At 70.2% G+C, this 12,529-nt stretch carries 12 protein-coding genes; 6 read left to right on the forward strand and 6 right to left on the reverse strand.

Annotated features, from left to right (window positions below; translation table 11 throughout):
* Positions 1–314 precede the first annotated feature (314 nt).
* Positions 315–761: a DUF192 domain-containing protein gene (locus tag ML342_RS02515; protein WP_240125362.1), complete on the forward strand. Its 447-nt coding sequence runs from the start codon at positions 315–317 to the stop codon at positions 759–761.
* Positions 762–785: 24 nt separating this feature from the next.
* Here the strand turns inward: ML342_RS02515 and ML342_RS02520 are convergent, their stop codons facing one another.
* Positions 786–977 (reverse strand): rubredoxin, encoded by a 192-nt coding sequence (locus ML342_RS02520; protein WP_240125363.1) that lies wholly within the window; start codon positions 975–977, stop codon positions 786–788.
* Positions 978–1,073: 96 nt separating this feature from the next.
* Between ML342_RS02520 and hemL the strand changes: the two genes are divergently transcribed.
* Positions 1,074–2,369, forward strand: coding sequence for a glutamate-1-semialdehyde 2,1-aminomutase (hemL, locus tag ML342_RS02525; protein ID WP_240125800.1), 1,296 nt, complete (start codon positions 1,074–1,076; stop codon positions 2,367–2,369).
* Entirely contained in the window at positions 2,366–3,493 is a 1,128-nt protein-coding gene (locus ML342_RS02530; RefSeq protein ID WP_240125364.1) for a trans-sulfuration enzyme family protein, read from the forward strand. The genes hemL and ML342_RS02530 overlap by 4 nt, the downstream gene beginning before the upstream one ends.
* Before the next feature lie 169 nt (positions 3,494–3,662).
* Here the strand turns inward: ML342_RS02530 and ML342_RS02535 are convergent, their stop codons facing one another.
* Genes ML342_RS02535 through ML342_RS02545 form a run of 3 tightly spaced genes read right to left on the reverse strand, consistent with a single transcriptional unit; the run spans position 3,663 to position 6,195 of the window.
* Positions 3,663–4,886, reverse strand: coding sequence for an acetylornithine transaminase (locus tag ML342_RS02535; RefSeq protein ID WP_240125365.1), 1,224 nt, complete (start codon positions 4,884–4,886; stop codon positions 3,663–3,665).
* Positions 4,887–4,891: 5 nt separating this feature from the next.
* Complete coding sequence (locus ML342_RS02540) at positions 4,892–5,326, reverse strand: VOC family protein (RefSeq protein WP_240125366.1); 435 nt, start codon at positions 5,324–5,326, stop codon at positions 4,892–4,894.
* Between the two features lie 47 nt (positions 5,327–5,373).
* The gene (locus ML342_RS02545) at positions 5,374–6,195 is read right to left on the reverse strand and encodes an SDR family oxidoreductase (RefSeq protein ID WP_240125367.1); all 822 of its coding nucleotides are present in this window, start codon (positions 6,193–6,195) and stop codon (positions 5,374–5,376) included.
* Positions 6,196–6,256: 61 nt separating this feature from the next.
* Here ML342_RS02545 and ML342_RS02550 point away from each other — a divergent pair, with 61 nt between their 5' ends.
* A complete protein-coding gene (locus tag ML342_RS02550) occupies positions 6,257–8,182 on the forward strand; it encodes a bifunctional DedA family/phosphatase PAP2 family protein (RefSeq protein ID WP_240125368.1) in 1,926 nt (641 codons plus the stop codon).
* A 21-nt stretch (positions 8,183–8,203) separates the two neighbouring features.
* Here the strand turns inward: ML342_RS02550 and mpl are convergent, their stop codons facing one another.
* Both mpl and ML342_RS02560 read right to left on the reverse strand, forming a co-directional pair.
* The gene (mpl, locus tag ML342_RS02555; RefSeq protein WP_338064977.1) at positions 8,204–9,565 is read right to left on the reverse strand and encodes a UDP-N-acetylmuramate:L-alanyl-gamma-D-glutamyl-meso-diaminopimelate ligase; all 1,362 of its coding nucleotides are present in this window, start codon (positions 9,563–9,565) and stop codon (positions 8,204–8,206) included.
* 129 nt (positions 9,566–9,694) lie between these two features.
* Positions 9,695–10,273, reverse strand: a complete 579-nt coding sequence (locus tag ML342_RS02560) for an adenylate kinase (protein WP_240125369.1) — start codon at positions 10,271–10,273, stop codon at positions 9,695–9,697.
* Positions 10,274–10,378: 105 nt separating this feature from the next.
* Between ML342_RS02560 and ML342_RS02565 the strand changes: the two genes are divergently transcribed.
* Positions 10,379–11,632: a 6-phosphofructokinase gene (locus ML342_RS02565; protein WP_240125370.1), complete on the forward strand. Its 1,254-nt coding sequence runs from the start codon at positions 10,379–10,381 to the stop codon at positions 11,630–11,632.
* A 67-nt stretch (positions 11,633–11,699) separates the two neighbouring features.
* A complete protein-coding gene (locus tag ML342_RS02570; RefSeq protein WP_240125371.1) occupies positions 11,700–12,491 on the forward strand; it encodes a CsgG/HfaB family protein in 792 nt (263 codons plus the stop codon).
* The last annotated feature ends 38 nt before the right edge of the window (positions 12,492–12,529 follow it).

The raw sequence follows: 12,529 nt of genomic DNA on the forward strand, positions 1-12,529 counted from the left end.
CGCATCAGCGCCCGAGTGAGCCGCCCATCATACAGGAGTTTCGACGACTGTCAACACCCCGCGATGAACTTCTTTACCACCCCGCCTCGGAAACCATAGCCCCTCGGCAAGGGCGCGCATCATACCCGGAACCATATGCCTGTCAAGCACCGGATACTGCTCTTGCCCTGACCGCCGCCGACTTGGGCCGGCGGCGACAGGCCGCGCATGATGCACGTGACCGCACGCGATGAGAAGACTTGACGTGTTGACGAAGTGCGTGCAGCGCGCGAGTCTGCGATAGAGTCGGCTGTCCCCTTCATGGAGCCTTCCCCGTGCGTCGCCTCGCTCTCCTCGCGCTTCTTGCCCTGTCCAACACCGGCTGTGCGGACACCCAAGAACCCTGGGTGGAACTGGCCGGACGCCGCTACAGCGTAGAGCTGGCGGTGGACGACGCCCAGCGCGCGCGCGGGCTGATGTTCCGCGACGCGATGGCGCCGGACCACGGGATGCTGTTCATCCACGAGGCGCAAGAGCCGCAGGCATACTGGATGAAAAACACCAAGATTCCGCTGGACATCCTGTACTTCGACAACGACCGCAAGCTGGTGGCGCAGCAGCGCAACGTGCCGCCGTGCACGCTGGGCGATGCCTGTCCAGCCTATCCGAGCAAGGCGCCCGCGCGCTACGTGCTCGAGCTCAACGCCGGCCAGGCCGATCAGCTGAAGCTGCAAAACGGCGCCGTTCTGGTCTTTGGGCCCGGCATCCCCGCCAGCAAGTGAGGATGGCGCGTCGCCGCCGCGGCATCAGCCCTCGTAGAGCTCGAAATCATCTTTGGTAACGCCACAATCCGGGCACGTCCAGGTCTCCGGCACGTCTTCCCAGCGCGTGCCCGGCGCCAGGCCGTCCTCGGGCGCGCCCAGCGCCTCGTCATAGACGTAGCCGCAGACCACGCACATCCATTTGCGATAGGGGCCAAGAGAGTCGGAAGCGGGCATCGGAGCGATAATCAGACGAACACGCCGCGATTGTCCCACCGCCGGATGGCCAGCGAAAGCGGCTGCTCCCTTCTTCCCGAGACTTCCGCCATGCCCATGCACACTGAAGGTTCGCACGCCCTGTTCACCCGCGCCCAGGCTCTGCTGCCCGGCGGCGTCAACTCGCCGGTGCGCGCCTTCAAGTCGGTCGGCGGCGAGCCGTTCTTCGTGCAGCGTGCCGAAGGCCCTTACCTGTACGACGTGGACGGCAACCGCTACATCGATTACGTCGGCTCGTGGGGCCCCATGATCGTCGGCCACAACCACCCCAAGGTGCTGGAGGCGGTGATCGCCACCGCCCGCGACGGCCTGTCCTTCGGCACCCCGAATCCGCTCGAGGTGACGATGGCCGAAACCATCACCCGCCTGGTGCCCAGCTGCGAGATGGTGCGGATGGTGAACTCCGGCACCGAAGCCACCCTGTCGGCGATCCGGCTGGCGCGCGGCGCCACCGGCCGCAGCCGCATCGTCAAGTTCGAGGGCTGCTATCACGGCCACGGCGACAGCTTCCTGGTGAAGGCCGGCAGCGGCGCACTGACCTTCGGCGTGCCGACCTCGCCGGGGGTACCGAAGGCGCTGGCCGACCTCACCCTCACCCTGCCATACAACGATTTCGACGCCGCCACGGCCCTGTTCGACGCCTGCGGCGAGGAAATCGCGGCGCTGATCATCGAGCCGGTGGTCGGCAACGCCAACTGCCTGCCGCCGCGCGAGGGCTACCTGCAGCACCTCCGCGCGCTGTGCACGCAGCATGGCGCGCTGCTGATCTTCGACGAGGTGATGACCGGCTTCCGCGTCGCGCTCGGGGGCGCGCAGGCGCGCTACGGGGTGACGCCCGATCTCACCACTTTCGGCAAGATCATCGGCGGCGGCATGCCGGTCGGCGCCTACGGCGGGCGCGCCGAGCTGATGCGGCAGATCGCACCCGCGGGCCCGATCTACCAGGCCGGCACACTGAGCGGCAACCCGGTGGCGATGGCGGCCGGGCTGGCGATGCTGGAGCTGGTGCAGGCGCCCGGCTTCTACGCCGCGTTGGAAGCAAAAACCAATGCGCTCTGTGACGGCCTGGAAGCGGCCGCGCGCGAGGCTGGCGTGGCGTTCACCACCCAGCGCGTGGGCGGCATGTTCGGGCTGTTCTTCAGCGCCGAGAGAGTAGATACCTTCGCGCAGGCGATGGCCTGCGACATCGCCGCATTCAACCGCTTCTTCCACGCCATGCGCGAACGCGGGGTGTACCTTGCGCCATCTGCGTTCGAGGCCGGCTTCATCTCCAGCGCGCATGACGACGCCACCATCGCCGAAACGCTCCGCGCCGCGGAAGCCGCGTTCCAGGCCATCGGGAGCGCCGCATGAGCACGCACCTGCCGGGCACCCTCGCGGTGCATGCCGGCCAGCAGCCCGACCCCGCCACCGGCGCGGTGGCCCCGCCCATCCACCTGTCCACCACCTTCCGCCACGGCCCCGCCGGCGAGCGCCTGGGGGGCTACGAGTACCAGCGCGAGGGCAATCCCACCAACGATCGCCTGCGCGAGGCGCTGGCCGCGCTGGAAGGCGGCGCCACCGCGCTGACCTTCGCCTCCGGCATGGCGGCGATGACCACCCTGCTGGAATCGCTGCCGGCAGGCAGCCGCGTGCTGTTCCCCGACGACTGCTACAGCGGGCTGCGCATGCTGTTCAGCGAGTTCCTGCCGGAGCGCGGGCTGGTGGTCGAAACCATCGACATGGCCGACCTCGACGCCGTGCGCGAAGCGTGCGCGAGGCCGCTGTCGCTGCTGTGGGTCGAAACCCCGTCCAACCCGCTGCTGAAGGTCTACGACATCGCGGCGCTCGCCGACCTCGGCCACGCCGCCGGCGCCCTGGTGGTGGCGGACAACACCTTCGCCACGCCGCTGCTGCAGCGCCCGCTGGCACTGGGCGCGGACATCGTGATGCATTCGACCACCAAGTATTTCGGCGGCCATAGCGACGTGCTGGGCGGCGCGCTGGTGTTCGCGCGCGACGACGACTTCACGCGCAAGGTGGCGCACCGGCTGCACATCACCGGCGCGGTGCTGGCGCCGTTCAGCGCGTGGCTGATCCTGCGCGGCTGCCGCTCGCTGGGCGCGCGCATGGCCATGCATTGCGCGAATGCGCGCAGGCTCGCCGCATTCCTGGCGGCGCATCCGGCGGTGGCGCGGGTGAACTGGCCGGGTCTGCCCACGCATCCAGGGCATGCGGTCGCGGCGGCACAGATGCGCGACTTCGGCGCGATGCTCAGCATCGAGCTGCGCGGCGGCCGCGAGGCCGCGCTGGCGGTGGCCGGCAGGCTGCGCCTGTTCACCAATGCCACGTCGCTGGGCGGCTGCGAGTCGCTGGTGGAGCACCGCGCCTCGGTGGAGGGGGCGAACCCGCGGTCGCCGCAGAACCTGCTGCGGATCTCGGTGGGGCTGGAGGACGCCGACGACCTGATCGCCGACTTCGCGCAGGCCCTGGGCTAACAAGGAACCTCTGATCAACTTCAGAGGTTCCCGCCGGCCAGGGAGGCCGGCCACGCCTCCATCATGCAAGGGATCGATGATGTGTGTGAGCCGAGTCCGGGCCTGCACCGGACTCGGCGTGGGCTGACAACGCCTGGATGGCGTTGTTCAGACCTTCCCCAAGGGCGGCTCAGCCGCCCACGAACGCCGCGAGCGCCTGCCGCAGGCGCGCCAGGCCGTCCGCCACTTCGTCATCACGGATGTTGAGCGCGGGCACCAAGCGCAGCACGTCGGGACCGGCCTGCAGCAACAGCAGGCCGCATTCGGCCGCGAGGTCGCCGATGGCGCCGGCCTGACCGGCGTGTTCGGGCTTCAATACCGCGCCCAGCATCAGCCCACGACCGCGCACCTCGGCGAACAGGCCGAACTCGCGGTTCAGCGCCTGCAGGCCATCGCGGAGCGCCTGCGACTGTCGCGCGACGTTCGCGACGATCTCCTCCGACGCCAGCCGCCGCAGCGCCACCCGCGCCACCGCCGCAGCCAGCGGATTGCCGCCGAAGGTGGTGCCGTGCGCGCCCACCACCATCGCACCCGCCACCTTCGGACCGGCCAGCAGCGCGCCGACCGGAAATCCGCCGCCGAGCGCCTTGGCCAGGGTCACGATGTCCGGCACCACGCCGTCCTGCCAGTGCGCGAACAGCGTGCCGGTACGGCCCATGCCGCACTGGATCTCGTCCAGCACCAGCAGCGCGTCGCAGCGGTCGCACAGCGCGCGCGCCGCCTGCAGGTAGCCAGGCGCGGCCGGCAGCACACCGCCCTCGCCCTGCACCGGCTCCAGCATCACCGCGGCCACGTCGCCGCCGGACAGCGCCGCTTCGAGCTGCGCGATGTCGTTGAAATCGACGTAGCGGAACCCCTCCGGCAGCGGCTCGAACCCCTGCTGGTACTTCGGCTGCGCGGTGGCGGTGACGGTCGCCAGCGTGCGGCCGTGGAAGCTGCCGCGGCAGGTGACGATCACCCGCCGCTGCGGAGGCCGGCCGGCATTGGCGGCCCACTTGCGCACCAGCTTGATCGCGGCCTCGTTGGCCTCGGCGCCGGAATTGCACAGGAACGCGCGCTCGGCGAAGCGCGAGGCGGCCACCAGCTCCTGCGCCAGGCGCAGCGGCGGCTCGCTGACGAACACGTTGCTGGTATGCCACAGGCGGCCGGCCTGCTCGACCAGCGCGGCGGTCAGCTCCGGATCGCAGTGGCCGAGGCTGCAGACCGCGATGCCGGCGGCGAAGTCCACGTAGTCGCGGCCGCTGCTGTCCCACAGGCGCGCGCCCTGGCCGCGCGCCAGCACCAGCTGGCGCGGCGCGTACACCGGCAGCAGTACGTCGCGCGCGAGCGCGAGCAGATCCTCCGCGTGGGTCATCGCGCTCACCAGACGCCGGTGTTGGGCATCGACGCCCAGGGTTCCTGCGGCGGCAGCGCAGGCCCCTGCTGCAGCAGCTCGATCGAAATCAGGTCGGGCGAGCGCACGAACGCCATGTGGCCATCGCGCGGCGGACGGTTGATGGTGTAGCCCATCTCCAGCAGGTGCTGGCAGATGGCGTAGATGTCCGCGACCCGGAACGCAAGGTGGCCGAAGTTGCGGGCGCTGCCGTAGTCCTCGGTGTTGCCGTTTGCGTCCGGCCAGTTGTAAGTCAGCTCGATCTCCGCCTCCGGGCTTTCGTCGGCGGCCAGGAACACCAGGGTGAACTTGCCCTGCGGGTTCTCCATCCGGCGCACCTCGCGCAGGCCCAGGCCATCGCAGTAGAAGCGCAGCGAGGCCTCGAGGTCGCGCACGCGCACCATCGTATGCAGGTACTTCATGGTGGGATCTCCGTGGGGGAATACACCATGATCCCATGACGCCGGGGTCAAGGCTCGACGTAGAGGTCCGGCAGCAGCGGCTGCGACGGATCCACCGCATAGCCGGAAAAATCGGTGACGCCGGCCTCGCGCAGCACGTCCTCGTCGATCAGGAAGCGCCCGCTGAAGCCCGCGGCCGGGCGCACCAGCACCGCGTGCGCGGCATCCGCCATGATCGCCGGGGTGCGCGCGTTGCTGGCGCTCACGCCGGGAATCATGTTCAGCGCATCGGTGGCGATCAGGGTGCGCGGCCACAGCGCATTCACCGCCACGCCCTGCGGCCCGAACTCGGCGGCCAGGCCCAAGGTGACGAAGCTCATCCCCATCTTGGCCAGGGTGTAGGCGGTATGCGGGCCCCACCACTTCGGGTCCAGCGAGGGCGGCGGGCACAGGGTGAGGATGTGCGGGTTCGGAGCCTGCAGCAGGTGCGGCAGGCAGGCCTGCGCGCACAGGAAACTGCCGCGGCTGTTGACCTGCTGCATCAGGTCGAAGCGCTTCATCGGCGTGTCCAGCGCGCCGCGCAGCCAGATCGCGCTGGCGTTGTTGACCAGGATGTCGATCCCGCCGAACGCGTCCACCGTGGCCGCGACCGCCGCGCGCACCGCGTCTTCGTCGCGGATGTCGCACTGCAGGGCCAGCGCCTTGCCACCGGCGGCCTCCACCGCAGCGGCGGCGGTATGGATGGTGCCCGGCAGCTTCGGATTGGGCACCGCCGACTTGGCGGCGATCGCCACGTTGGCGCCGTCGCGCGCCGCGCGCAGCGCGATCGCGAGGCCAATCCCGCGCGAGGCGCCGGTGATGAACAGGGTCTTGCCGGCCAGCGTGGACATGCGCATTCACTCAGATTCCTCGACATGCGGAAGTGTAGCCTGCGGCACCTATAATCCGGCCATGCCCAGCGCCTGGTTCGACAACGCCGTTGCCTGGATCGGCGCGCACCCGCACGCGGCGGGCCTGCTGATCTTCCTGATCGCCTTCAGCGATGCCCTGATCGTCCTGGGCGCGTTCGTGCCGGCGCTGCCGCTGCTGATCCCGGTCGGCGTGCTGATCGGCATGGGCACCCTGTCCGGGCCATACGCGGCGGCCTGCGCCGCGCTTGGCGCGCTGGCCGGCGATGGCCTGAGCTACTGGATCGGCCGCCGCTGGGGCGATCGCCTGCGCGGCATGTGGCCGTTCCGGCGCTATCCGCAGATGCTGGAACGCGGCGAGGGGTCGTTCCGCCGCAATGCCTTCAAAAGCATTTTGATCGCGCGCTACGTGGGGCCGATCCGCCCGTTCGTGCCCGCCATCGCCGGGATGGCGGGCATGCCGACCGTGCGCTACCTGCAGGCCAGCCTGCTCGCCTGCGTGAGCTGGGCGGTGCTGTTCCTGCTGCCCGGCTGGGTGCTGGGCCAGGCTTACGAAGCCGTGGCAGCCGTCGCAGACAAGCTGGTGCTGGTGCTGCTCGCCCTGCTGGCCGCGCTGGCGTTGGCGTGGGCCATGGTGCTGTACGGCTGGCGCTGGTTCGCCCTGCACGCCGACAGTCTGCTGGCACGGCTGCTGCGCTGGAGCGACCGGCACCCGCTGCTGGGCCGCTATGCCGCCGCGCTGATCGACCGCCGCCGTCCGGAAACCGCGCCGCTGCTGCTGCTGGCGGTCTGCCTGTTCGCGGTGGCCTGGCTGTGGGCCTGGCTGAGCGCCGCGCTGGTGCTGCGCGGCGGCCCGCTGCGGCTGGACCACGACGTGCACGCGCTGATGTTCGCGCTGCGCAACCCACTGGCCGACCGCATGATGGCCGCGCTGGCCGGGCTGGGCAGCGCGCCGGTGCTGGGCAGCGCGTTCGCGGCCGCGCTGCTGTGGCTGCTGTGGCGGCGGCGCTGGCTGGCGGCGGGACACTGGCTGGGCGCGGCCGCGGTCGGGCTGGGGCTGACCGCCGGGCTGGACGCGCTGGTGGACATGCCGCGCCCGCCCACCGCCGCCGCCGGCTTCGGCTTCCCCTCGATCGCGGTGACCATGACCACCGTGGTGTTCGGCTTCTTTGCGGTGCTGATCGCGCGCGAACTGCCCGGACGGCAGCGGGTATGGCCCTACCTGCTGGCCGGCATCGCCACCGCGCTGGTCGGCTTCGCGCGCCTGTACCTGGGTGCGCACTGGCTGTCCGACATCCTCGGCGGGGTGCTGCTGGGCAGCGCGTGGCTGCTGCTGATCGGCATCGCCTACCGCCGCCGCCGCGAGCGCGCGTTCTGGATGCGGCCGCTGGCGTGGACGTTCTACGGCGCGTTCGCGCTGGCCGCCGGCTGGCACGCCCCGCGCAGCGCGGCGCAGACACTGGCGCAGTTCCAACCGCCGCCACCCGCGCGGGTGCTGACGCTGGCGGACTGGCGCGCACACGGGATCCATGATCCGCGCCACCGCTTCGACCTGGAGATCGCAGGGCCCCTGGACGTGCTGCAGCAGCGCCTGCTGGCGCAGGGCTGGCAGGTACAGCCGGCGGCCGACTGGCTGGCAGTGCTGGGCCTGCTGGACGATGGCCTGACGCCCGCGCAGCGGCCGGTGCTGCCGCTGGCGCTGGATGCCCGCCCGGAGGCGCTGCTGCTGCGCCGCGCCGATCCGGTCGATCCTGAACGCATCGCCGTGCTGCGCCTGTGGCCGGCGCCGGCGCGGCTGGCCGATGGCACCCCGCTGTGGGTGGCGCGCTACGATCAGATGCGGCTGCGGCGGCGACTGCGCCTGCTCACACTGTGGACGCCAACGACCCCGACCCACGCGCTGCCGCCGGAACTGGCGACTCTTGCGGATGCGGATCGCCGTCTGCAGCTGGTGGCGCACCCGCGCTGACAGGCAGACCGCGCAACGATTTCATTGCGCGCGAAGGGCGTGCAGGAAGCGCCGCGGCGCGCCGTCGAAACCGCCGTTGGACATGAACACCACGTGATCGCCGGCGCGCGCGCGCGCCACCAGCGCCGCGATCAAGGCCTCGGCATCCGCCACCGCCACGCCCTCGCCGCGCAGCGCCGCGATCACCTTGCCGGCGTCCCACGGCAGCTCCGGTCGCGCCAGAAAGACCACGGCATCCGCCAGCTCCAGCGACGGCGCCAGCGCATCCGCATGCGCGCCCAGCCGCATCGAATTGCTGCGCGGTTCCATCGCCACCAGGATGCGCGCCGGCCCCACTTTCGCACGCAGCCCGGCCAAGGTGGTGGCGATCGCGGTAGGGTGGTGGGCGAAATCGTCGTACACGGTGACGCCAGCGTGCGCGCCCACCACTTCCAGCCGGCGCTTCACGCTGCGGAAGGCGGCCAGCGCCGGGAGGACGGCGGCAACGTCCACGCCCACCGCTGCGCAGGCCGCCAGTGCGGCCAGGCCGTTGAGCACGTTGTGGTCGCCAAGCAGCGACCATTCGACCCTTCCCATCTCGCGCCCGCGATGGAAGACGGCGAAGGCGCTGCCATCCTCGCGCAGCTTGCGCGCGCTCCATTCGAAAGCAGCATCGAAGCCGAACCGCTCTACCGGCGTCCAGCAGCCCATCGCCAGCACTTCGGCCAGGCGCTGGTCGTGGCCGTTGACGATCAGCCGGCCGCATCCCGGCACGGTACGCACCAGGTGGTGGAACTGACGCTGGATCGCGGCCACGTCGGGAAAGATGTCGGCGTGGTCGTACTCCAAGTTGTTGAGGATGGCGACCCGCGGCCGGTAGTGGACGAACTTGCTGCGCTTGTCGAAGAAGGCGGTGTCGTATTCGTCGGCCTCGACCACGAACTCACGGCCAGCGCCCAGCCGCGCCGACACCCCGAAGTCCTCGGCCACGCCGCCGATCAAAAAACCCGGAGCACGCCCGGCACGGTCGAGCAGGAACGCGAGCAGACTGGTGGTGGTGGTCTTGCCGTGGGTGCCGGCCACCGCCAGGGTGGTGCGCCCGGGCAGCACGCGCTCGGCCAGCCACTGCGCGCCGGAGGTGTAGCGCATTCCGGCGTCCAGCACGTGCTCCACCGCCGGGTTGCCGCGCGACAGGGCATTGCCGATCACCACCTCGTCGCAATCACCGGCGAGATTGGTGGGCGCATAGCCTTGCTTCAGCGCGATGCCCAGCTGCTCGAGCTGGGTGGACATCGGCGGGTAGATGTTGGCGTCGCTGCCTTCGACCGCATGGCCAAGCTCGCGCGCCAGCGCGGCCACGCCGCCCATGAAGGTGCCGGCGATGCCGAGGATGTGGAGTTTCACGTGCGACTCCCGAAATGATCCAGACCAAGGCTCGAAGCAGGCGAAGCGGCGCGGGGCCGGCCTCGCGACGAAGCGAGCATCGGGGCACGACGTGCAAGACCCCGCCGCTTCGCCGGTCGCCCACGAAAGTCAGCCGACCTCGTGCCCGCTCTGGATCGCTTCCACGATCCGGGTGAACACCTCGTCCAGCGAGCCCACGCCATCCACCACCGCCAGGCGCCCACGCTGACGGTAGTAGTCGATGACGGGCGCGGTTTTTTCGTCGTATACCTTCAGGCGATGGCGCACCGACTCCGGGGTGTCGTCGGCGCGCCCCTCGATCTTGGCACGCTCGGCCAGCCGCGCAATGATCTGCTCGTTGTCCACCGCCAGCTGCACGGCGAAATCGAAAGATTGCCCCAGCTCCTGCAGCAGCGCATCCAGCGCGGCCGCCTGGGCCAGGTTGCGCGGATAGCCGTCGAGGATGAAGCCGTTGCGGGCATCCTCGCGCGAGAGCCGGTCCTTGAGCATGCCGAGCAGGATCTCGTCACTGACCAGATCGCCGCGGGCCATGACCTCGCCTGCCTGACGGCCGAGCGGGGTGCCGGCGGCGACCTCGGCGCGCAGCAGATCGCCGGTGGAGATGTGCGGCACCTGCAGATATTCCTTCAGCCGTGCCGCCTGGGTGCCCTTGCCCGACCCCGGCGCGCCCAATAGAACCAGTCGCATCGATTGACTCCTGATGTAATGTCATTGCAGGGCGGCGCTAGACTGCACCTGCCTGCTGCTTGGTCAGCTTACCGCATTCAGCCCAGCCCCCGCCCGGAGACCGTCATGCCGACCGGCAATCTACTCTACGCACAGAGCGGCGGGGTCACCGCCGTCATCAACGCCACCGCTGCCGCGGTGCTCAAGGCCGCGCGCGCGCGCAGGGTGCGCGTGCTGGCGGCGCGCAATGGCATCCTCGGCGCGCTGCGCGAGGATTTGATCGACGCCTCCGCGCTCACCGCCACCGAGATCGAGGGCCTGGCGCACACCCCCGGCGGCGCGTTCGGAAGCTGCCGGGTGAAGCTGAAGTCACTGGCCGAGGACCGCGCCAAGTACGAGCGCCTGCTGGAAGTGTTCCGCGCCCACGACGTGCGCTGGTTCCTCTACAACGGCGGCAACGACTCCGCCGACACCGCGCTCAAGGTCTCGCAGCTGGCGGCCGAGTTCGGCTATCCGCTGACTTGCGTGGCCGTCCCCAAGACCATCGACAACGATCTGGCCGTCACCGACTGCAGCCCCGGCTTCGGCTCGGCCGCCAAGTACACGGCCGTGTCGGTGCGCGAATGCGCGCTGGACGTGGCGGCGATGGCGGAAACCTCCACCCGGGTGTTCGTGTACGAGGCGATGGGCCGGCATGCCGGCTGGCTGGCCGCCGCCGCCGGCCTGGCCGGGACCGGGCGCAATGATGCGCCACACCTGATCCTGTTCCCAGAGCGGGTGTTCGACGAGGCCGATTTCCTGGCCCGAGTGGATGCGGTGGTCAAGCGCGTCGGCCACTGCGTGGTGGTGGCCAGCGAGGGCATCCGCACCGCCGACGGCCGCTTCGTGGCCGAGGCCGGCGGCCATGACAGCTTTGGCCACGCCCAGCTGGGCGGCGTGGCCGCCTATCTGGCCGGGCGGGTCAAGGACGCACTGGGCCACAAGGTGCACTGGGCGCTGCCCGACTACCTGCAGCGCTCGGCCCGTCATCTGGCTTCACGGACCGACCTCGAGCACGCGATGGCGGTCGGCCGCGCCGCGGTGGAGTGCGCGCTGGCCGGACAGAATGCGGTGATGCCGGTGATCGTGCGCGATGGTGATGCGCCCTACCGCTGGCACGTGGACATCGCACCGCTTGCGGATATTGCCAACCGCGAAAAAACCATGCCCACGCGCTTCATCCGCAAGGATGGCTATGGCATCACCGCGGCCGCCCGCCGCTACCTCACGCCGCTGGTCGCCGGCGAGGCCCATCCACCGTATGGCCGGGATGGGCTGCCGGATTACGTTGTCCCCCGCATGCGGACGGTTCGCCGGCGGTTGCCGCGCTGGGGCCGCTGAGTCGCCAATGTCCCTATAGCTCGCCGTCGGCATACCCTCCACCATCCCCCCATCCGACAGGATCCCCATGAACCGCTACCTCACCACTTCTTTCCTGGCCCTTGCCTTGAGCGCCTGCCTCCCGGCGCATGCGCAATGGAGCAAAAAGCAGAACGACCCGCAGGGCGCCGCCGCCGGCGCCAACTCGCAGGGCGCCGCCGCCAACCTGGAGCACTGCGCCGAGCCGATGGGCACGATCGCGGTGGTCGAGGAGCAGGAAGGCGACTGGTACCGCTACCTGACCACCGACCTGCGCCTGCCCTCGACGGTGCCGGTGATCCGCATGCTGATCCAGCAGTCCAACTGCTTCGTGGTGGTCGAGCGCGGCCGCGCGATGCGCAACATGATGCAGGAACGCGCGCTGATGGACAGCGGCGAACTGCGCCAGGGCAGCGACTTCGGCAAGGGCCAGATGGTCGCCGCCGACTACACCCTGAATCCCAGCATCAACTTCTCGCAGAGCAACGCCGGCGGCATCGGTGCAGCGCTGGGCGCGTTCGGCGGCCCTCTTGGCGCGGTGGGGGCATTGGTCGGTGGTCTGAAGTTCAAGAAAGCCGAAACCATGCTGACCATGATCGACAACCGCTCCGGTGTGCAGATCGGCGTGGCGCAGGGCAACGCCACCAAGACCGATTTCGGGCTAGGGGCCGGCGGCGGTTTCGGCGCGCTCGGCGGCTACAGCAACACGCCGGAAGGCAAGGCGCTGGCGGCCGCGTTCGCCAATGCCTACAACAACCTGGTGCGCGCGATGCGCGACTACAAGCCGCAGCAGGTCCAGGGCGGCCTCGGCAAGGGCGGCAAGCTGAAAGTCGGCAACTGATTGCCTCCCGCAGATTTTCCCGCAAACGCACGAACGCC

Origin of the sequence: Thermomonas alba, assembly GCF_022419205.1 — a bacterium.
In the GTDB taxonomy this organism is placed as follows: Bacteria; Pseudomonadota; Gammaproteobacteria; order Xanthomonadales; family Xanthomonadaceae; genus Thermomonas; species Thermomonas alba.